Genomic DNA, 19,347 nt, shown 5'->3' on the forward strand with positions numbered 1-19,347 from the left:
TTTTATTTATCCCTTCGCTGAAAGTGTTGCCTCGACGATACGCATCGCCTCGACAGTTTCTTTTACATCATGCACCCTGACAATCTGCGCGCCTTGCATTGCAGCAATGACCGCGCAAGCGACACTCCCGATAACCCGTTGTTGTGGCGGGACATTTAATAGCTGCCCAACCATAGATTTTCGTGACATTCCGACCAATAATGGCAGTTCAAAATGGTGAAGTTCGGCCAACCGTGCCAGTAGCTGATAATTATGCGCCAGATTTTTACCGAAACCGAAGCCTGGGTCGAGTAACAATTTACTTTTTGCGATACCGCCCGCAACACAACGGCCAATATGGTGCTTAAAAAACTGATTTATATCAGTCATAAGATCATCGTAATGGGGGGACTGCTGCATACTTTGTGGCTGCCCTTGCATATGCATCAGGCACACCGGCAAGCCGGTTTTTGCCGCCGCTTCAAGCGCACCGGGTTCTTGCAACGAACGAATATCATTGATTAGGTGAGCACCGACACGAGCTGACTCAGTGATTACCGCCGCTTTGGATGTATCTACCGATAACCAAACATCAAAACGTTTCGCCAATGCTTCCACGACAGGCACGACCCGATCAAGCTCTTCTTGCTCACTGACTTCATCTGCACCGGGACGAGTGGACTCACCACCAATATCAATTAGTGTAGCCCCCGCTGATAACATCAGTTGAGCGTGTTGCAATGCTTTATCAAGATTATTGTGATGCCCACCATCCGAAAATGAATCTGGTGTGACATTCAGGATACCCATAACCTGTGGGCGAGTGAGATCCAACTTCAGACCTCTAGCCGTTAAATGCATACTATTGCGCCTTAAAAAAAGAAAAACCTCGAGCAAGCCCGAGGTTTATATTAATCACAACGCTTTATACTCGGTATACTTCAAGCTACATGTACGTTGGCTGCTCTCTCTCACCCGAATCATTGACTGTCGTCAACTCATCGGGATTCATTCACTTGCCGCCTTCCTGCAACTCGAATTATTTAGAGTATAGATGCCAACAGTAGACTTACTTATCGCCCAACTGCTCTGACATTGTATTGCCCGGCGTTGGTGTATGTGGCTCATCAACCGGCGTTGGTGCCTTTGGCGTACTATCGTTGTCAGATGATTTATTTTTGGTCACATCATCCCAACCCGCAGGCGGGCGAACTTCTTTGCGATTCATCAAGTCATCAATCTGTGGCGCATCAATAGTTTCATACTTCATCAAAGCATCTTTCATGGTATGCAGAACATCCATGTTTTCCATCAGCAAAGTACGTGCACGCTGATAGTTACGCTCAACAAGTAATTTAACTTCCTGATCAATAATACGCGCTGTTTCATCGGACATATGCTTGGCTTTCGCAACAGAACGGCCAAGGAACACTTCGCCCTCTTCTTCAGCATACAGTAACGGCCCCAGTTTTTCGGAGAAACCCCACTGTGTCACCATGTTACGCGCGATAGAAGTAGCAACTTTGATATCATTCGATGCACCGGTAGAGACTTTCTCCGGGCCATAAATGATTTCTTCAGCAAGACGACCACCATACAAAGTCGAGATCTGGCTTTCCAGTTTCTGGCGGCTGGCACTGATTGCATCACCTTCCGGCAGGAAGAATGTCACACCCAACGCACGACCACGCGGGATAATGGTCACTTTATGTACTGGATCATGCTCAGGTACCAAGCGACCAATAATCGCATGCCCTGCTTCATGGTATGCCGTCGATTCTTTCTGCGCTTCTGTCATTACCATGGAGCGGCGTTCCGCACCCATCATAATTTTGTCTTTCGCTTTCTCGAACTCAGACATTGAAACAACACGTTTGTTACCGCGAGCGGCAAACAGTGCAGCTTCGTTGACCAAGTTAGCCAGGTCAGCACCAGAGAAGCCTGGTGTACCACGAGCGATGACGGAAGCATCAATATCGGTATCTAATGGCACACGGCGCATATGGACTTTTAAAATCTGCTCACGACCACGGACATCCGGTAAACCCACCACAACCTGGCGGTCAAAACGGCCTGGACGCAGCAACGCTGGGTCAAGAACGTCTGGACGGTTAGTTGCCGCAATGACGATGATGCCTTCATTGCCTTCAAAACCATCCATCTCAACCAGCATTTGGTTCAGAGTCTGTTCACGTTCGTCGTGACCACCGCCCAGACCTGCACCACGTTGACGGCCTACCGCATCAATTTCATCAATAAAGATGATACAAGGCGCGGCTTTCTTAGCCTGTTCAAACATGTCACGGACACGGGATGCACCCACACCAACAAACATTTCTACGAAGTCAGAACCCGAAATGGTGAAAAATGGCACTTTAGCTTCACCTGCAATGGCTTTCGCCAGCAAGGTTTTACCCGTCCCCGGAGGGCCAACCATCAAAACGCCTTTCGGAATTTTACCGCCCAATTTCTGGAAACGGCTTGGCTCACGTAGATATTCAACCAATTCACTGACTTCTTCTTTTGCTTCGTCACAACCGGCCACATCAGCAAAAGAAGTTTTTATCTGATCTTCTGTCAGCATTCGGGCCTTGCTCTTGCCAAAGGACATTGCCCCTTTGCCGCCGCCGCCCTGCATTTGACGCATAAAGAAGATCCAGACCCCAATCAGCAACAGCATTGGGAACCAAGAAATAAAGATAGATGCCAGCAAGCTCGGTTCTTCCGGTGGCTCACCAACAACTTTCACATTTTTAGTCAATAAGACATCTAACAGCTTTGGATCGTTGACCGGAATGAAAGTCGTATATTTGCTGTTATCTTTCTTACTGACGTTAATTTCACGTCCATTGATACGTGCTTCACGAACCTGATCTTGGGTTACGTCGGACATGAAAGTAGAGTAATCCACTCTACGACCATTCGATTCGCTGGGTCCAAAGCTCTGGAATACAGACATCAATACGACTGCAATAACTAACCAGAGAATTAGGTTTTTCGCCATGTCACTCAAGGGATTAACCTCATATTACAACTGTGTTAACAAACAGCGTTAGGGTACTACAGTTTCCGCCCTGTCGCTACAATGTACACTTCACGTGATCGCGCACGAGAAGCGTCTGGCTTACGAATCTTAACTTTCGTAAACAGGGAGCGAATTTCCCGTAGGTATTCATCAAAGCCATCTCCCTGGAACACTTTCACCAAGAAACTTCCGCCTGGTGCAAGTACATCACGACACATTTCCAAAGCTAATTCAACCAGATACATTGATTTAGGTATATCAACTGCCGGAGTACCACTCATATTCGGGGCCATATCAGACATGACCACCTGAACCTTTTTATCCCCAACGCGCTCAAGTAAAGCTTTCAGAACCAGTTCATCACGAAAGTCGCCCTGAAGGAAATCGACACCAACGATAGGATCCATTGGTAGAAGATCACATGCGATGACTCGCCCTTTACCGCCGATCTGGGTTACAACATATTGAGACCAACCTCCGGGTGCAGCACCTAAATCGACGACTGTCATACCGGGTTTAAAAAGTTTATCGTTTTGTTGTATTTCATCAAGTTTAAACCAGGCACGGGAGCGAAGCCCCTTTTTCTGTGCCTGAATGACATATTTATCGCTAAAGTGTTCTTGTAACCAGCGACTCGAGCTACCTGAACGCTTTTTATTAGACATCTCTTTTTCCAACTATCTTAATTAAGAGTCCGCGCATCTATTGCTTAGCTCGCGTAAACTCCCTCTCGGCGTAGACCGATTTGGTGATACACATGAGATGGCGGTAGAATGAACCGTTTTCAATCCCAACTTAAGCAAAAAAGACGATGAATCTGAATAACAAACAAAAACAGCACCTGAAAAGCTTGGCCCATCCATTAAAGCCAGTAGTCATGTTAGGCAATAACGGATTAACCGAAGGGGTGCTGGCTGAAATCGAACAAACGCTGGAACATCATGAACTTATTAAGGTGAAGATCACTGCTGAAGAGCGTGAAACCAAAGCCCTAATTGCTGATGCCATCGTACGTGAGACCGGTGCCGTTAACGTCCAAATCATCGGTAATATTTTAGTGCTCTATCGCCCAGCGAAAGAGCGCAAAATTATTTTACCGCGTTAATGACGCTTGTTTTAGAGAAAAGGTGCCATGCACTTTGTTCTGATAAAAGGCCGCAAGCGGCCTTTTACTTTTCTTTACAACTTCATTTTTTATAAATAATACGTGCTGACTGTTCAGTTGAACAAGTATTACACATAATCTACGCTAAGAATTTCATATTCTACTTCGCCACCTGGAGTACGAATAACAACCACGTCATCGACTTCTTTACCAATCAGGCCACGAGCAATAGGTGAGTTAACGGAAATAAGATTTTGTTTAAAATCAGCTTCATCATCACCCACAATCCGGTATTGCTGCTCTTCTTCAGACACCACATTTAATACACGCACAGTGGAACCAAAAATAACGCGGCCATTATTGGGCATTTTGGTGATATCAATCACCTGCGCATTAGAGAGCTTTGCTTCTATTTCTTGAATACGACCTTCACAGAACCCTTGCTGCTCGCGGGCTGCGTGATATTCCGCATTTTCTTTTAAATCGCCATGTTCACGGGCAGTCGCGATATCAGCAATAATTTTAGGGCGACGAACGCCTTTTAAAAAATCCAGCTCTTCACGCAATTTTTCTGCGCCATTTACCGTCATCGGAATCTGTTTCATCTTTTAAATACCTCTAAATCTATCCTGTTCAAAAAACCGTCATCCTAACGTCTTCGAATGAAAATGCGGCAAGCCTGATACTTTACCCGCCTCCAGGCGATAAACAAAAAAATCACCCCCGGAGCTAAAACCCCAAGTCAGGATCAATTTTGCATTTTGATATGCATTTTAACGTAGAGTTCCTTTAGGGTCATCGTTTACTTTCGCCCTCGTTGCACCGTAGTATGGCAACACGTTACTCAGCAGTTATATCGAAATTATGCATTTTTCACGAATTGTCAGTGGATTGGCCTGTGCTATTGCGATCAATATCAGCATATCTAATGCCAATGCGGCTCAAGTTGAGAATTACACACAATATCTGCCTGATGGGGCAAATCTTGCGTTAGTCGTACAAAAAATCGGGGCCACCACCCCGGCAATAGACTATCACGCTCAGCAGATGGCATTACCTGCCAGTACGCAAAAGGTTCTGACCGCGTTGGCGGCATTGTTACAACTGGGCCCAGATTTTCGCTTTAATACCACATTGGAAAGCCACGCCACAATCACGGACGGTGTATTACGCGGTAATTTAATTGCCCGTTTTGATGGCGATCCCACCTTAACACGCCAACAGTTGCGTAATATGGTGGCGACACTCAGAAAATCCGGTGTAAAACAAATCGCCGGTGATTTGATTATCGATACATCGGTTTTTGCCAGCCATGACAAAGCCCCTGGTTGGCCGTGGAACGACATGACGCAATGCTTTAGCGCCCCGCCAGCTGCGGCTATTGTCGACCGGAACTGTTTTTCAGTCTCCCTTTATAGCGCACCGAATCCGGGCGATATGGCATTTATCCGAGTCGCATCTTATTACCCGGTGCAGATGTTCAGTGAAGTGCGCACCTTAGCCAAAGGTTCGCCTGATGCACAATATTGCGAATTAGATGTGGTGCCCGGTGAGTTAAACCGATTTACTCTGACGGGCTGCCTAACACAGCGCAGTGAGCCGCTGCCCTTGGCCTTCGCAGTACAAAATGGTGCCAGCTATGCCGGGGCTATTTTGAAGGATGAATTGAAGAAAGCGGATATCCAAATTGATGGCAGCTTGCGCCGCCAAACTACACCTAATCCAGCGGGTACCCTGTTAGCTCAAGCGCAATCAGCGCCGCTACATGACTTGTTGAAAATAATGTTGAAAAAGTCTGACAACATGATTGCGGACACAGTATTTAGAACTATTGGCCATCAGCGGTTTGGAGTGCCAGGTACTTGGCGCGCCGGTGCGGATGCAGTGCGGCAGGTATTACGCCAAAAAGCGGGCGTGGATCTGGGGAACAGTATTGTGGTGGATGGGTCGGGCTTATCCCGCCATAACCTTATTTCACCGGCGACCATGATGCAGGCATTGCAATATATTGCTCAGCATGATCAAGAACTTAACTTTATCTCGATGCTGCCGTTATCAGGCTACGACGGCACATTACGTTATCGTGGTGGGCTGCACGAAGCCGGGGTTGACGGCAAGGTTTCAGCTAAAACAGGTGCTTTGCAAGGCGTGTACAATCTGGCTGGATTTATTACTACCGCCAGTGGGCAGCGTATGGCCTTTGTCCAATTCTTATCCGGTTATGCGGTACCACCTGAAGACCAAAAAAATCGTCGGGCACCATTAGTTCGTTTCGAAAGTCGTCTGTATAAAGATATTTATCAGAACAACTAAAACTCTTATTAGAATAGCTAAAAACCATGAAACTATTGATTGTTGAAGATGACGAACTGTTACAACGAGGGATCGCCATGGCGTTGACCAGCGCGGGCTATCCCTGCGACTGCGCGGGTACTGCCGCAGAAGCGCACAGTTTGTTGATCACCAGTCAATACAGTATGGTGATTCTTGACCTCGGTTTACCGGACCAAGATGGTACCGTATTGCTTCGTCAATGGCGGCGCGAGCATGTCACGCTACCGGTGCTTATTCTGACAGCTCGAGATGCACTTGAGGATAGAGTTGATGGGCTGGATGCTGGCGCTGACGATTACTTGATAAAACCTTTCGCACTCGCAGAATTACTGGCCCGTGTTCGAGCGCTGATCCGCCGCTATCAAGGACAAAGTGACAATTTGGTCCAGCAAGATGACCTAAGTCTTAATCTGTCTACCCAACAAGTGTGTTTGCAAGGTCAACCGCTGGAAGTGACTCCCAAAGAGTTTGCGATTCTCTCACGTTTAATTATGCGGGCCGGTCAAACCGTCAATCGTGAGTTGTTACAACAGGATCTCTATACCTGGAATGACGATCTCGGTTCCAACACGTTGGAAGTCCATATTCACAATCTGCGGCGTAAATTAGGTAAAGACAGGATCCGAACCGTCCGAGGTATTGGCTATCGGCTGGAAGTACTGTGATGATTAGTATGCGGCGCCGTCTCATTTTGATGCTAGCCTTAATATTACTGATTACCCAGTTGATCAGCGCATTTTGGTTATGGCATGAAAGCCAAGAGCAAATCAGCTTTTTGGTCGATGAAACCCTCAGTGCCAAAGTGCGTAATGAACGGGTTGATACTGAAATAGCCGAAGCCATTGCCTCACTGCTTGCACCGTCACTTATCATGATGGCCATCACCCTGCTGCTCTCTTTCTGGGCAATCAGTTGGATTATTCGGCCACTAGACCAATTACAGCAGAAACTGGCTGAACGCTCCGCAGACAACCTGACGCCCGTGATTGTTAACAGTGATATGCAAGAAATTGTCTCGGTCACCTCGACCCTTAATCAGTTGCTATCCCGGCTCTCCAATACTATTCAACAGGAGCGCCTGTTCACCGCCGATGCTGCGCACGAGCTTCGCACTCCGCTTGCCGGTATTCGGCTGCACCTTGAGTTAATGGAACAGCAAGGTATTGCTGAAAGTAAGCCGCTTATTAACCGAATTGATTTATTAATACATACCATTGAGCAATTATTGATGTTGTCGCGGGCCGGGCAAAACTTTGCCAGCGGCCTTTATCAGACTCTCGATTGGATAGAAAACGTGGTGCACCCCCTGAAAGAAGAGCTGGAGGAAATGTGTGCTCAGCGCCAGCAAACTCTACTGTGGGCACTTCCCCCTGATGCTCAGACTCAGGGCGATGCTACATTGCTGCGTTTGATGCTACGTAATTTGGTTGAAAATGCACATCGTTACAGCCCGGTAGGCAGCCAAATATCCGTCAAACTCGCGACCGAAGCTCAGGGCAACCTGCTGCAAATCATAGATGAAGGGCCGGGAATAAAGCAGGAACAAGCCGGTGAACTGACTCAGGCGTTTCGCCGTATGGATCAGCGCTATGGCGGCAGCGGCTTAGGGTTGAATATTGTGATCCGAATTGCCCAACTGCACCAAGGCCGTCTAACGCTGGAGAATCGCACTGATCGCTCCGGGTTAAAAGCGCAATGTTGGATACCGACGACCACCCATAGCTAAAGTCAGTAGTTCAAATATCAACTTTATAATCATCTGTTTTATAAACAAAAAGGCCACCATGAAAGGTAGCCTTTGTTTCAATTATTTTTTACTACCAAACTATAATCTTTACTGGAAAACTATAATTTTTACTGAAAAACAACAACGAGACAATTAACGTTCGTAGATAAACTCGATGCCGTCATCATCTTCTTCATCCCAATCATCGTCTTCATCTTCCGCTTCTGCTTCCACTTCAGCCAGTTGCTCACGGTGATAGTCATCCCACATGAATTCAACTTTTTCTGGCGCGCTTTCAGCAATAGCCATCTCTTTGGGTTGCGAGTTAATGAAGTTCATGACATCCCAGCACAGCGCATTCACGTTGTCGCGATTGGCAGCCGAGATCATATAATACTTATCTTCCCATCCCAGAGCTTCTACAATGGCCTTAGCGCGTGCTTCAGCTTCTTCTGGGTCTAACAGGTCAATCTTATTGAAAACAAGCCAGCGCGGCTTCTTAGCCAGATTTTCACTGTATTGTTGCAACTCATTAATAATGACTTTGGCATTTTGAACCGGATCAGATTCATCAATGGGTGCCAAATCAACTAAGTGCAGCAGCACGCGGCAACGTTCCAAATGTTTTAGGAAACGAATACCCAAGCCAGCACCTTCTGAAGCGCCTTCAATCAGACCAGGAATATCGGCAACCACAAAGCTCTGCTCGTAATCCATACGCACCACACCCAAGCTTGGGATTAGAGTGGTAAATGGATAATCAGCAACTTTTGGTTTAGCGGCAGAAACCGCGCGGATAAAGGTTGATTTACCCGCATTAGGTAACCCCAGCATCCCGACATCAGCCAGCAGTAACAGCTCTAACGTCAGATCACGAGTCTCGCCTTCAGTACCCATAGTTTTCTGACGCGGGGCACGGTTAACTGAGGATTTGAAACGGGCATTACCTAATCCGTGGAAACCGCCTTTTGCGACCATCTGGCGCTGACCATGACGGGTCATATCACCGACAATCTCACCGGTCCCCTGATCCAGTATGCGTGTGCCCACTGGGACTTTAATGGTGATGTCTTTACCCCGTTTACCGGTACAGTCACGGCTCTGACCATTCTGCCCACGTTCAGCACGGAAAGATTTCACAAAATGGTAATCAATCAGCGTGTTGAGGTTTTCATCAGCCAGCAGGTAAATATCGCCACCGTCACCACCGTCGCCACCATCAGGGCCACCATTAGGGATATATTTTTCGCGACGGAAACTGACACAACCGTTACCACCGTCACCGGCTACAACCAAAATCGTAGCTTCATCAACAAACTTCATTTACTTTCTCCGTAAATCATTCACCAGGCTGCTATTTTTGCGCAGCAACCGGGTTTATCTCTGTCCGACGTGGCCACCAACGGTGCCCAATTGCGGAAAACATTGCACCTGCCACCACCACGAATGCGCCGACATATCCCACAAGGTTGAGAGATGGTGCGGCGAACATATCTGGCCAGGCCAGCGCCAATAAAATTGAAAAAAACAAGGTAAATAGCGGCGTCAATGTGACGAGCGCACTTACCTGCGCTGCCTGCCAGCGCGCCATGGCCTCAGCCAAAGCACCATAACCAACCAGGGTATTAACCCCACAAAATAATAAACAGGCAAACTGCCACCCATTTAACTGAAAAATAACCGCTGGCTTTGCGAGTGGGAACAATGCAATTGCACATAAAGTGTACAACAATAATAAGATTTGTTGCGATGCCATACGCCTTAATAGCACTTTCTGGGCAACACCATAACTCACCCAGACAACCGCGGCACAAACCCCCAATACCACGCCAAGAGTGTAATCAGTCAAACGAGTAAAAATTTCATGCAAACTGGTGTTAAAAAATAACATCAGGCCACAAATCAGCATAATCGCACCAATAATCTGGTTGATGCGCATCCGCTCTTTTAAAATCAGCACACTGGCAACCATCATCCCGACGGGTGAAAGTTGCCCAATGACCTGAGATGTGGTCGGGCTGAGATATTGTAATGATGAACTGAAGAAGATGAAATTCCCCAGCAAGCCACAGGTCGCAATAATCAGTAACACCAACCAGCGACGTTGGCTAAAAAGTTTAAGCGAGGGCAACTGACGACGTGAAGCCAGAATAATTCCCAAGCCGATAGCCGCCATCATAAAACGATACCAAACAATGGTATAAGGCTCCATGACCTCGAGCACTTGCTTCATTGCGATCGGCAAGGCACCCCAGAATACGGCAGTGGTCAGTGCCAAAAAAATACCTAAACCAGCCTGCTGCTTCGTATCCATTTTTTACCAGGGGGGTTAACCCAGAAATGTAAAAAGCCCCGCAACGAAATTGCAGGGCTTACATCTATTTACAGGACGCGAAAAACTTATTCAGCTTCGATGCTGATAAATTTACGGTTTTTCGGACCTTTAACTTCGAACTTGACTTTACCGTCAGCCAAAGCAAACAGAGTATGGTCTTTGCCGCAACCAACGTTGATGCCTGCATGGAACTTAGTGCCACGCTGACGAACGATGATGCTGCCTGCCAGAACTGCTTCGCCGCCAAAACGTTTTACGCCAAGACGTTTACTTTCGGAGTCACGACCGTTACGAGTCGAGCCACCAGCCTTTTTATGTGCCATTTATCCGCTCTCCTAAATCTTAAGCGCTGATGCCGGTGATTTTGACATCAGTGAACCACTGACGATGACCTTGCTGCTTACGGTAATGCTTACGACGACGGAATTTAACAATCTTAATCTTCTCGCCACGACCGTGAGCAACTATTTCAGCCTTGATCTTGCCACCATCGACTAAAGGAGCGCCGATACTGATTTCTTCACCGTTAGCAATCATCAGAACTTGGTCAAACTCAACAGTTTCACCAGTTGCGATGTCCAGCTTTTCCAGGCGAATGGTCTGACCTTCGCTTACTCGGTGTTGTTTACCACCACTTTGGAAAACCGCGTACATATAAAACTCCGCTTTCCGCGCACTCCACTTTTGTAGTCCAGAGCGCACTATAAATATTCACAATAGGGCGCGAATTCTACGCAAAAATGTAGTGAATGACAAGTATATAATCAGCCCAAGAGAAGAAAAAAAGCACAGTTTCTTACATCTCGTTTATTTGATGGATTTTTCAAGTACAATCATAGTCTCAGGGAACGTCATGTAATAATGTGGGCGGTAATCTCATCGCAGTTAAAGAGAAAAACAGCTGAATATAACAATGAACCTAGAAAAGATTATCGACTTAACCGCGCCAGATATGGCGGCTGTAAACACAACCATTCTCGACCAATTGAACTCTGATGTTGTTCTCATCAATCAATTGGGCCATTACATTATCAGTGGCGGCGGCAAACGAATTCGCCCCATGATCGCTGTTTTGGTGGCTCGAGCGCTTGGCTATCAAGGGACCAAACATATCACGGTCGCAGCATTGATTGAATTTATTCATACAGCCACTCTGCTGCATGATGATGTCGTCGATGAATCCGATATGCGTCGAGGTAAGGCTACGGCCAACGCCGCCTTTGGTAATGCTGCCAGTGTATTGGTGGGCGATTATATCTATACGCGCTCATTCCAGATGATGACCAGCCTTGAATCACTGCGGGTGCTTACATTGATGTCAGCAGCCACGAACGTGATTGCTGAAGGTGAGGTTTTGCAGTTAATGAATTGCAATAATCCGGACATCACCGAAGAAAACTATATGCAGGTCATCTATAGCAAGACAGCGCGCTTGTTCGAAGCGGCTTCACAGTCTGCGGCTATATTGTCTGACGCCACGCCAGAGCAGGAGCTCACATTACAGAATTATGGCCGCTATCTGGGCACCGCTTTCCAACTTATCGACGACTTGCTGGATTACAGTTCCGATGGCACCACTTTGGGTAAAAATACCGGTGATGACCTCAATGAAGGCAAGCCGACACTCCCCTTACTGCATGCCATGCGTAATGGGACGTCAGAGCAAGCCGCAATGATTCGGCAAGCCATTGAAGAAGGAAATGGCCGCCATTTACTGGAGCCAGTATTAGTGGCTATGCAGCAGTGCGGCTCACTGGACTACACCCGTCAGCGCGCCGAGGAAGAAGCCGATAAAGCCATTGCTGCTTTGCAGATTCTCCCTGAAAGCGAATATCGACTGGCACTGGAAGGGTTGGCCCACATTGCTGTTCAACGCTCGTTTTAAGAAACCATTAGGAAACTCTGGCGTATTATGCCGGAGTTTTCTTTTTTGACACCAAAACAGTGAAAGACACATAAATACTTTGATATTAAAGAATTAAATACCCTAAATATATTATGTTTCATTTATGACAAAAGCTGTACCTGGCCCGCCATTATCCACGCTCATCTATCGTTAGTCGTTCTATTAAGCTTTTAGCGCCCTCACGAAAAATAAATGCGATAACTTGTTCACGCTCAGCCGCGGTAAAACGATAATACGCTTCAACCCATAGCACCAGAGGGTCCTGTCGCGTTGCCGTATATTGAGCTGGCTCTTCTCTTAACTGTAATGAATTCAATATAGTGACAGGTAAACTCTCAATGTGATACTCGACAGCCTTACCCTGAACACCACGGCGGCGGCGCTGTTCCCATCCCTCACGTTTAGCCATGAGGTTGACCCCTTGTGGTGATGACGGTAACCCATCAAGACCTGCCAATTCCTTAGCGGCAAACCACTCTTTTTTCATGGTGTTGCTTCCTAATATGCGTTATGACACAAAAAAGGAATATTTAGAAAACATTTAAAATCTTTCAGAAAATAAATGTTAGTATACTTCTAAATGATTACTTTCTGTTCATCGTACGATTAACAATGTACCGTTATTTATATCACTAACACGTCAGCGGCTTAGAAAAAAAAAGGATTAAAGATGATTTTAAGGAAATCTGATTGGCACCCTGCCGACATCATTGCTGCACTACGTAAGAAAGACACCACTCTGGCGGCGGTCTCTCGCAAAGCAGGTTTAAGTTCATCCACACTGGCTAATGCGCTAACACGCCCTTGGCCCAAGGGGGAATGGTTGATTGCAGAATGCCTGGACATTCATCCTTCCGAAATTTGGCCAACACGCTATTTTGATTCAAAAACCGGTGCCCTTATCGACCGAAAAGTGAGGATTCGCCAGCCTGTTGCCCAGGCATAAAAAAACCGCCAATAAACGACTTTGGCGGTTGATGGTGTCATTTCAGGGGCTACTTTAGCCCCTGCTACACAGATTTATTTGACGAACTGCTCGCCTAACTCAATATCTTTGTGCAGGACATCTAGCATACTTTCCAGCGCTTGTTGTTCAAAAGCACTCAATTTGCCGATATCTTTACGTTCTGCTACGCCGTTTTTGCCCAATAGAATTGGCTGAGCAAAGAAGCGGGCATATTTGCCATCGCCTTCAACGTAAGAACATTCCACAACATTGCTTTCGCCTTGCAGAGCGCGAACCAAAGAAAGACCAAAGCGCGCCGCAGCTTGCCCCATAGACAGGGTCGCTGACCCACCACCGGCTTTCGCTTCAACCACTTCAGTACCTGCATTCTGGATACGTTTTGTCAGATCAATAACTTCTTGTTCTGTGAAGGTGATACCTGGAATCTGTGAAAGTAATGGCAGGATGGTCACACCTGAGTGGCCACCAATAACCGGCACTTCGATATCCTGAGGTTGCTTACCTTTCAGTTCAGCCACAAAGGTATTTGAGCGAATGGCATCCAGTGTGGTAATACCGAATAATTTGTTTTTGTCGTAAACACCGGCTTTTTTCAGCACTTCTGCTGCAATAGCAACCGTGGTATTAACGGGGTTAGTAATGATACCAATTAATGCTTTCGGGCAAGTACGCGCAATTTGCTCAACCAGGTTACGCACGATACCGGCGTTAACATTGAACAAATCTGAACGGTCCATACCAGGTTTACGTGCTACACCCGCAGAGATCAGAACAATATCTGCCCCTACCAGGGCTGGAGTAGCATCTTCACCGCTGAAGCCTTTAATATTAACAGCGGTCGGGATATGGCTCAGATCAACCGCAACACCAGGGGTCACTGGGGCGATATCGTATAATGAGAGATCTGAACCTGAAGGAAGCTGGGTCTTGAGTAGAAGAGCGAGGGCCTGGCCGATACCACCAGCGGCACCGAGAACTGCAACTTTCATCCTATACTCCTTATTATATTTAATTTAAATTTGCCGTGAATTCATCTATTTACGAACCTTAATTTATTGCGATTTTAAACACAATCTATTAACAGTCAGATTGAGATATCACGCATCAAAAAGGCGCATAAGGTTTGTATATTTTAGAGTAAATCGCTTATTCATTAATGATATAGCGCACATTATTCTAAAATTCCTCGCAGTATTCATGACAGGTTAATCGGCGGTTACATTACACCCTTTTTTCACATCAAAACAACATCATTTTAATAACATTTTAGCTACTCAAACCAAATGTTAATAAAAGCTTATTTAGCATAATTGTAACAGTAAGATGATGTTAACATTCCAGCGTACCTTGATATCAGGGCTTTTATCGCCAATACTCCATAGTCATGTTGCATAAAAATTCATTTATATGCATAATAATCCTATTCACGATTGACTGTTCAGGGCATAAACAATGCGTAACCCCGCCAAACAAGAAGATCTTATCAAGGCGTTTAAAGCGTTATTGAAAGAAGAAAAATTCAGTTCTCAAGGTGAAATCGTTTTAGCCTTGCAGGAAGAAGGTTTCGAAAATATTAACCAGTCCAAAGTTTCGCGTATGTTGACCAAATTTGGTGCCGTCAGAACGCGTAATGCAAAAATGGAGATGGTTTATTGTTTACCGGCTGAATTAGGGGTTCCGACAACCAGCAGCCCACTAAAAAACTTGGTATTGGATGTCGACTATAACGATTCGGTAGTCGTGATTAATACCAGCCCAGGAGCGGCACAGTTGATCGCCCGCCTGCTGGACTCATTAGGTAAAGCGGAAGGTATTCTTGGCAGTATTGCTGGTGACGACACCATTTTCACTACGCCGGCCAGAGGTTTCACTGTCGAACAGTTACATGAAGCTATCCTCCGTTTGTTCGAACAAGAACTTTAACTCGGTATTTATCTGGTGCGGCGTGATGATGCGCCGCATTATGCTTTTGATCCCTTTCTCTCTATTCCCTTTTCATCGACCTCTTTAACCCTAACCAGGGTATCTGACTCCCTATTTCTCTCTAAGCCACAAAATAATTCTGTTTTCCTCTTATTTGCGGTCAAACCCACCATACGCTTTCGCACTTTTAGTCAAAAACACTCATTTCATTGAAATAAATACCTTTTTTAACAAACATGCTGTTTTTTAATCATTTTTTATTCCTTTTAGTTCTTAAAAAGTAATAACAACAGGTAAAGTGACGTTAAATATTATTAGCGAGCTATTAATATTCTTAGTTACTAGATGTATACTCATTTTCGTGACGTAAATCACACTTCCTTTGAAGTGATAAAAGAATAAATAGAGGCAATAAAATGAAAGTTAAAACTGCTATCGCGACCATGAGCATTCTATCTGCACTGTCATTTGGTGTTTTTGCAGCTGATTCCATCAGTGAAAGCCAAGCCACGAACTTACAGCCGATGGGAACTATTACCGTCAGTGGCTTGAATGGCGCACCTTCTGATATCCGTCAGGCGCTGTCTGAGAAAGCAGATGCCATGGGTGCTAAAGCTTACAAAGTGATTGAAGCTCGTGAAGAGAATAATTGGCATGCTACTGCCAAGATCTATCAATAATCGCTTTTACCAATAATGGTTAAGTTGGCCGCCATCGGTAATAAACACCTGAAGAATGGCGGCGAAATCACCATTAAAATTCACGTTAAATAAACAGTAAAATCAACAAGCCAAAAGCACCAAAATACATGATAAGCGTTTTTGGGTTGTTAAATCTTATCCAGGATAATCATCATGAAAATCAAAACAACTCTAACAGCTTTAAGCTTACTTTCTGTTGTCGCTTTCGGCGCATCAGCAGCACAATCAGTTGATGCAGCTCAAGCAAGCAAAATGACTGATTTGGGGGCTATTAGTGTTAGCGGCATTACTGGCGCACCTTCTGATATTGAGCAGGCAATTGCCGATAAAGCAGATAGCAAAGGCGCTACCGCTTACAAAATCATTGGCATTAATGATGACAATGGCTGGCACGCAACAGCTAAGATTTATAAATAAGCATAAGCGCTAAGAATGAAAGTAAATGCCCCGCTCGTAGGGGCATACTTTCCAGCATGATGGTTTATTCAATCTGTTGAAACATTCATTTCCAGCATATTGAATAGAGTATCGATTGAAACAAGTTGGTGAATTAAATCAGCACCGCAACAAAATAATCCCTCGTCGTCTATCCGACGAACCCTTTTACCCCCGCTTTGCGGGGGATTTTTTTATCCAGTTTATTCCTGAGCTTGAGCTTGGTGCTCTGCTTTTTGGCTCAAAGCATTCAATAACTTGTCGTGAATCCCACCAAAACCGCCGTTACTCATCACCAGAATGTGATCTCCTGGTTGCGCTGTTTTGACAACCATATCAACTAACGTATCAATATCAGCACTCCAATGCGCTGGCTGAATACAGGCCTCGGCAACTTCGACCACTTGCCAAGGAATATGCTGCGGCTGGAACAGGAACACTTCATCAGCTCGGCCCAATGAAGGCGCCAGTTCGTTTTTACACATCCCTAACTTCATGGTGTTAGAACGCGGTTCTAATACAGCCAAAATTCGTGCAGTTCCACCCACTTTGCTGCGCAGGGCCGCCAGTGTCGCGAGAATTGCCGTGGGGTGATGAGCAAAATCATCATAAACCGTGACCCCATGAGCTTCACCGCGTAATTCTAATCGGCGGCGCGCATTAATAAAATCACCCAGCGCCCGACAAGCATCTGCCGGTAACACGCCCACATGACGAGCGGCGGCAATGGCCATCAAACCATTATGCATATTATGCTCACCCACCAATGACCAGCTGACCTCGCCCACTAATTCATTGTCGAGGAACACTTCATAGACACTGGCATCTACCGCAACTTTACGTGCAAACCAACTACCCGTTTCGCCCACCAGCTCTTGTTCACTCCAGCAGCCCATAGCCATCACTTGTTTCAAATGATTGTCATTATCCGGCACGATAATTTTGCCTGTTCCTGGAACCAAGCGCACCAAATGATGAAATTGCTTCTGGATCGCCTTAAGATCATCAAAGATATCAGCATGATCGAACTCGAGGTTATTCATAACCAAGGTTCTTGGGCTGTAGTGAACAAATTTAGAGCGCTTATCAAAGAAGGCGCAATCATATTCATCCGCTTCAATAACAAAGAATGGGCTATTACCTAAACGGGCAGAGACATCAAAATTACCTGGCACGCCACCAATGACAAAACCGGGCTCATAACCGCAAGCTTCCAGTATCCAGGTCACCATCCCGGCAGTGGTGGTTTTACCGTGAGTGCCGGCAATAGCCAATACCCAGCGCTCCGGTAACACATGATCATGCAACCATTGTGGGCCAGAAGTATAAGGAATTCCTTGTTCCAAAACCGCTTCAACACAGGGGTTACCGCGAGTCATGGCATTGCCGATGATGACGAGATCCGGCGCGGGATCCAGTTGAGCCGGAGAGTACCCTTGGATCAAATTGATCCCTTGATTCTCCAGCAATGTGCTCATCGGTGGATACACGTTAGCATCCGATCCCGTCACTTCATGACCTAATGAGCGAGCAAGCATGGCCAAGCCGCCCATAAAAGTGCCGCAGATACCTAATATGTGAATGCGCATAAATTTTCCGTATTAATAAGCTTCGAGTTTGTCACCATTCTACCGCTCAGAATCAAAGAGAAGAAATGGAATTGCCTATGAATCATTCTCACCTTTGGGCTACACTGCTGCCATTAAGTGAGTTGTTCGTTAATAAATCGATATTTAACCGTAGATTCAGGGATTGTGTCATGAAAACGTTAGGCGAATTCATCGTTGAGAAGCAGCTGGATTTCTCTCACGCCACCGGCGAATTAACTGCATTACTTTCAGCAATCAAACTCGGCGCAAAAATCATTCATCGCGACATCAACAAAGCAGGTCTGGTTGATATTTTAGGTGCGAGCGGTGTTTCAAATATTCAGGGCGAAGACCAGATGAAACTGGACTTGTTTGCCAATGAAAAATTGAAAGCAGCCCTAAAAGCGCGTGGCGAAGTGGCCGGTATCGCCTCCGAAGAAGAAGATGACATTGTTATCTTTGATGGTGGCCGCGCAGAAAATGCCAAATATGTGGTTCTGATGGACCCACTGGATGGTTCTTCAAATATTGACGTGAATGTGTCCGTCGGTACTATTTTCTCTATCTATCGTCGCATCACACCATTTGGTACACCGATTACTGAAGCTGACTTCCTGCAACCGGGTACCAAACAAGTTGCCGCAGGTTATGTGGTGTACGGTTCTTCAACCATGTTGGTGTACACCACGGGTTATGGCGTCCATACTTTCACTTATGATCCGTCACTGGGTGTTTTCTGTTTATCCGGCGAAAAAGTGCGTTATCCCGCAACCGGTTGCATGTATTCCATCAACGAAGGGAACTACATTAAATTCCCTCTGGGTGTGAAGAAATACATTAAGTATTGCCAGGAGCAGGATGAAGCCACTCACCGCCCTTATACCTCGCGCTATATTGGCTCGCTGGTGGCTGACTTCCATCGTAACCTATTGAAAGGCGGTATTTATATTTATCCGAGTACAGCCAGCCATCCGCAAGGGAAACTGCGTTTGCTGTATGAATGCAACCCAATGGCGTTCCTGGCAGAACAAGCTGGCGGGAAAGCTACTGATGGGGTTAATCGCATTCTGGATATCGTGCCGGAGAAACTGCACCAGCGCGCACCTTTCTTCGTCGGCACAAAATCCATGGTAGAAGATGCCGAAGGCTTTATCGCCAAATTCCCGGATGAAGAAGCTCAGTAATATGATAAAAGCCACCTATTGGGTGGCTCAGACTACTGACAAAGTCAAATGAAGGAGAATCGTGCCGTTGGGGTCGTAGTGGCGTAAGCCACCGGAGTGCCCCTAGGTGCGGTAAATCCTTCTATCGCAGGACTCTAA

At 46.1% G+C, this 19,347-nt stretch carries 21 protein-coding genes; 10 read left to right on the forward strand and 11 right to left on the reverse strand.

Annotation, left to right across the window (positions count from 1 at the left end):
• Positions 1-6: 6 nt before the first annotated feature.
• The 3 genes from folP to rlmE form a co-directional block, all read right to left on the reverse strand.
• The gene (folP, locus tag DX162_RS03775; RefSeq protein ID WP_004389228.1) at positions 7-840 is read right to left on the reverse strand and encodes a dihydropteroate synthase; all 834 of its coding nucleotides are present in this window, start codon (positions 838-840) and stop codon (positions 7-9) included.
• A gap of 208 nt (positions 841-1,048) precedes the next feature.
• Positions 1,049-2,983, reverse strand: coding sequence for an ATP-dependent zinc metalloprotease FtsH (gene ftsH / locus DX162_RS03785; protein ID WP_032819269.1), 1,935 nt, complete (start codon positions 2,981-2,983; stop codon positions 1,049-1,051).
• A 56-nt stretch (positions 2,984-3,039) separates the two neighbouring features.
• Complete coding sequence (gene rlmE, locus DX162_RS03790; RefSeq protein WP_032819268.1) at positions 3,040-3,669, reverse strand: 23S rRNA (uridine(2552)-2'-O)-methyltransferase RlmE; 630 nt, start codon at positions 3,667-3,669, stop codon at positions 3,040-3,042.
• Positions 3,670-3,815: 146 nt separating this feature from the next.
• On the opposite strand from rlmE, the gene yhbY reads away from it, so the two are divergent.
• Positions 3,816-4,109 (forward strand): ribosome assembly RNA-binding protein YhbY, encoded by a 294-nt coding sequence (gene yhbY, locus DX162_RS03795; RefSeq protein WP_004389225.1) that lies wholly within the window; start codon positions 3,816-3,818, stop codon positions 4,107-4,109.
• 128 nt (positions 4,110-4,237) lie between these two features.
• Here the strand turns inward: yhbY and greA are convergent, their stop codons facing one another.
• Positions 4,238-4,714 (reverse strand): transcription elongation factor GreA, encoded by a 477-nt coding sequence (gene greA / locus DX162_RS03800; RefSeq protein ID WP_004389224.1) that lies wholly within the window; start codon positions 4,712-4,714, stop codon positions 4,238-4,240.
• A gap of 259 nt (positions 4,715-4,973) precedes the next feature.
• Between greA and dacB the strand changes: the two genes are divergently transcribed.
• The 3 genes from dacB to pmrB are packed head-to-tail and all read left to right on the forward strand — an operon-like array spanning position 4,974 to position 8,169.
• Positions 4,974-6,422: a serine-type D-Ala-D-Ala carboxypeptidase gene (gene dacB / locus DX162_RS03805; protein WP_004389223.1), complete on the forward strand. Its 1,449-nt coding sequence runs from the start codon at positions 4,974-4,976 to the stop codon at positions 6,420-6,422.
• A gap of 26 nt (positions 6,423-6,448) precedes the next feature.
• Entirely contained in the window at positions 6,449-7,108 is a 660-nt protein-coding gene (gene pmrA / locus DX162_RS03810; protein ID WP_004389220.1) for a two-component system response regulator PmrA, read from the forward strand.
• Positions 7,108-8,169, forward strand: a complete 1,062-nt coding sequence (gene pmrB / locus DX162_RS03815) for a two-component system sensor histidine kinase PmrB (protein ID WP_032819267.1) — start codon at positions 7,108-7,110, stop codon at positions 8,167-8,169. Before pmrA ends, pmrB begins: the two co-directional genes overlap by 1 nt.
• A gap of 153 nt (positions 8,170-8,322) precedes the next feature.
• On the opposite strand, the gene cgtA is transcribed toward pmrB, so the two are convergent.
• The 4 genes from cgtA to rplU form a co-directional block, all read right to left on the reverse strand.
• On the reverse strand, positions 8,323-9,492 hold the full coding sequence (cgtA, locus tag DX162_RS03820) for an Obg family GTPase CgtA (RefSeq protein WP_004389218.1): 1,170 nt from the start codon (positions 9,490-9,492) through the stop codon (positions 8,323-8,325).
• Positions 9,493-9,523: 31 nt separating this feature from the next.
• A complete protein-coding gene (locus DX162_RS03825; RefSeq protein WP_004389217.1) occupies positions 9,524-10,483 on the reverse strand; it encodes a DMT family transporter in 960 nt (319 codons plus the stop codon).
• Between the two features lie 86 nt (positions 10,484-10,569).
• The gene (rpmA, locus tag DX162_RS03830) at positions 10,570-10,827 is read right to left on the reverse strand and encodes a 50S ribosomal protein L27 (protein ID WP_002210179.1); all 258 of its coding nucleotides are present in this window, start codon (positions 10,825-10,827) and stop codon (positions 10,570-10,572) included.
• A gap of 19 nt (positions 10,828-10,846) precedes the next feature.
• On the reverse strand, positions 10,847-11,158 hold the full coding sequence (gene rplU / locus DX162_RS03835; RefSeq protein ID WP_004389215.1) for a 50S ribosomal protein L21: 312 nt from the start codon (positions 11,156-11,158) through the stop codon (positions 10,847-10,849).
• A gap of 259 nt (positions 11,159-11,417) precedes the next feature.
• Between rplU and ispB the strand changes: the two genes are divergently transcribed.
• Positions 11,418-12,389: an octaprenyl diphosphate synthase gene (gene ispB, locus DX162_RS03840; RefSeq protein WP_004389214.1), complete on the forward strand. Its 972-nt coding sequence runs from the start codon at positions 11,418-11,420 to the stop codon at positions 12,387-12,389.
• A 151-nt stretch (positions 12,390-12,540) separates the two neighbouring features.
• On the opposite strand, the gene DX162_RS03845 is transcribed toward ispB, so the two are convergent.
• Entirely contained in the window at positions 12,541-12,897 is a 357-nt protein-coding gene (locus tag DX162_RS03845) for a DNA-binding protein (RefSeq protein ID WP_098081007.1), read from the reverse strand.
• Positions 12,898-13,080: 183 nt separating this feature from the next.
• Between DX162_RS03845 and DX162_RS03850 the strand changes: the two genes are divergently transcribed.
• Complete coding sequence (locus DX162_RS03850) at positions 13,081-13,356, forward strand: helix-turn-helix domain-containing protein (protein WP_004389212.1); 276 nt, start codon at positions 13,081-13,083, stop codon at positions 13,354-13,356.
• 74 nt (positions 13,357-13,430) lie between these two features.
• Here the strand turns inward: DX162_RS03850 and mdh are convergent, their stop codons facing one another.
• Positions 13,431-14,366, reverse strand: coding sequence for a malate dehydrogenase (mdh, locus tag DX162_RS03855; protein WP_004389211.1), 936 nt, complete (start codon positions 14,364-14,366; stop codon positions 13,431-13,433).
• A 463-nt stretch (positions 14,367-14,829) separates the two neighbouring features.
• On the opposite strand from mdh, the gene argR reads away from it, so the two are divergent.
• The 3 genes from argR (at position 14,830) to DX162_RS03870 (ending at position 16,418) form a co-directional block, all read left to right on the forward strand.
• Positions 14,830-15,300 carry a transcriptional regulator ArgR gene (gene argR / locus DX162_RS03860; protein WP_004389210.1) on the forward strand — a complete coding sequence of 157 codons (471 nt, stop codon included), beginning with the start codon at positions 14,830-14,832 and terminating at the stop codon, positions 15,298-15,300.
• A gap of 416 nt (positions 15,301-15,716) precedes the next feature.
• Positions 15,717-15,980: a peroxide/acid stress response protein YhcN gene (yhcN, locus tag DX162_RS03865; RefSeq protein ID WP_004389209.1), complete on the forward strand. Its 264-nt coding sequence runs from the start codon at positions 15,717-15,719 to the stop codon at positions 15,978-15,980.
• 174 nt (positions 15,981-16,154) lie between these two features.
• Positions 16,155-16,418, forward strand: coding sequence for a YdgH/BhsA/McbA-like domain containing protein (locus tag DX162_RS03870; RefSeq protein WP_004389208.1), 264 nt, complete (start codon positions 16,155-16,157; stop codon positions 16,416-16,418).
• Between the two features lie 221 nt (positions 16,419-16,639).
• On the opposite strand, the gene mpl is transcribed toward DX162_RS03870, so the two are convergent.
• Positions 16,640-18,025: a UDP-N-acetylmuramate:L-alanyl-gamma-D-glutamyl-meso-diaminopimelate ligase gene (mpl, locus tag DX162_RS03875; protein WP_004389207.1), complete on the reverse strand. Its 1,386-nt coding sequence runs from the start codon at positions 18,023-18,025 to the stop codon at positions 16,640-16,642.
• 170 nt (positions 18,026-18,195) lie between these two features.
• Between mpl and fbp the strand changes: the two genes are divergently transcribed.
• Positions 18,196-19,209: a class 1 fructose-bisphosphatase gene (fbp, locus tag DX162_RS03880; protein WP_004389206.1), complete on the forward strand. Its 1,014-nt coding sequence runs from the start codon at positions 18,196-18,198 to the stop codon at positions 19,207-19,209.
• Positions 19,210-19,347: the final 138 nt, after the last annotated feature.

It is taken from the genome of Yersinia kristensenii, assembly GCF_900460525.1.
In the GTDB taxonomy this organism is placed as follows: Bacteria; Pseudomonadota; Gammaproteobacteria; order Enterobacterales; family Enterobacteriaceae; genus Yersinia; species Yersinia kristensenii.

What these genes read in the sequence shown, in the direction of transcription:
- greA (WP_004389224.1), bottom strand. Translation starts at nt 4,714, where the DNA reads ATGAAACAGATTCCGATGACGGTAAATGGCGCAGAAAAATTGCGTGAA.
- pmrA (WP_004389220.1), top strand. Translation starts at nt 6,449, where the DNA reads ATGAAACTATTGATTGTTGAAGATGACGAACTGTTACAACGAGGGATC.
- rpmA (WP_002210179.1), bottom strand. Translation starts at nt 10,827, where the DNA reads ATGGCACATAAAAAGGCTGGTGGCTCGACTCGTAACGGTCGTGACTCC.
- mpl (WP_004389207.1), bottom strand. Translation starts at nt 18,025, where the DNA reads ATGCGCATTCACATATTAGGTATCTGCGGCACTTTTATGGGCGGCTTG.
- DX162_RS03850 (WP_004389212.1), top strand. Translation starts at nt 13,081, where the DNA reads ATGATTTTAAGGAAATCTGATTGGCACCCTGCCGACATCATTGCTGCA.
- fbp (WP_004389206.1), top strand. Translation starts at nt 18,196, where the DNA reads ATGAAAACGTTAGGCGAATTCATCGTTGAGAAGCAGCTGGATTTCTCT.
- yhcN (WP_004389209.1), top strand. Translation starts at nt 15,717, where the DNA reads ATGAAAGTTAAAACTGCTATCGCGACCATGAGCATTCTATCTGCACTG.
- DX162_RS03845 (WP_098081007.1), bottom strand. Translation starts at nt 12,897, where the DNA reads ATGAAAAAAGAGTGGTTTGCCGCTAAGGAATTGGCAGGTCTTGATGGG.
- DX162_RS03870 (WP_004389208.1), top strand. Translation starts at nt 16,155, where the DNA reads ATGAAAATCAAAACAACTCTAACAGCTTTAAGCTTACTTTCTGTTGTC.
- cgtA (WP_004389218.1), bottom strand. Translation starts at nt 9,492, where the DNA reads ATGAAGTTTGTTGATGAAGCTACGATTTTGGTTGTAGCCGGTGACGGT.
- pmrB (WP_032819267.1), top strand. Translation starts at nt 7,108, where the DNA reads ATGATTAGTATGCGGCGCCGTCTCATTTTGATGCTAGCCTTAATATTA.
- dacB (WP_004389223.1), top strand. Translation starts at nt 4,974, where the DNA reads ATGCATTTTTCACGAATTGTCAGTGGATTGGCCTGTGCTATTGCGATC.
- DX162_RS03825 (WP_004389217.1), bottom strand. Translation starts at nt 10,483, where the DNA reads ATGGATACGAAGCAGCAGGCTGGTTTAGGTATTTTTTTGGCACTGACC.
- argR (WP_004389210.1), top strand. Translation starts at nt 14,830, where the DNA reads ATGCGTAACCCCGCCAAACAAGAAGATCTTATCAAGGCGTTTAAAGCG.
- folP (WP_004389228.1), bottom strand. Translation starts at nt 840, where the DNA reads ATGCATTTAACGGCTAGAGGTCTGAAGTTGGATCTCACTCGCCCACAG.
- ftsH (WP_032819269.1), bottom strand. Translation starts at nt 2,983, where the DNA reads ATGGCGAAAAACCTAATTCTCTGGTTAGTTATTGCAGTCGTATTGATG.
- yhbY (WP_004389225.1), top strand. Translation starts at nt 3,816, where the DNA reads ATGAATCTGAATAACAAACAAAAACAGCACCTGAAAAGCTTGGCCCAT.
- mdh (WP_004389211.1), bottom strand. Translation starts at nt 14,366, where the DNA reads ATGAAAGTTGCAGTTCTCGGTGCCGCTGGTGGTATCGGCCAGGCCCTC.
- ispB (WP_004389214.1), top strand. Translation starts at nt 11,418, where the DNA reads ATGAACCTAGAAAAGATTATCGACTTAACCGCGCCAGATATGGCGGCT.
- rlmE (WP_032819268.1), bottom strand. Translation starts at nt 3,669, where the DNA reads ATGTCTAATAAAAAGCGTTCAGGTAGCTCGAGTCGCTGGTTACAAGAA.
- rplU (WP_004389215.1), bottom strand. Translation starts at nt 11,158, where the DNA reads ATGTACGCGGTTTTCCAAAGTGGTGGTAAACAACACCGAGTAAGCGAA.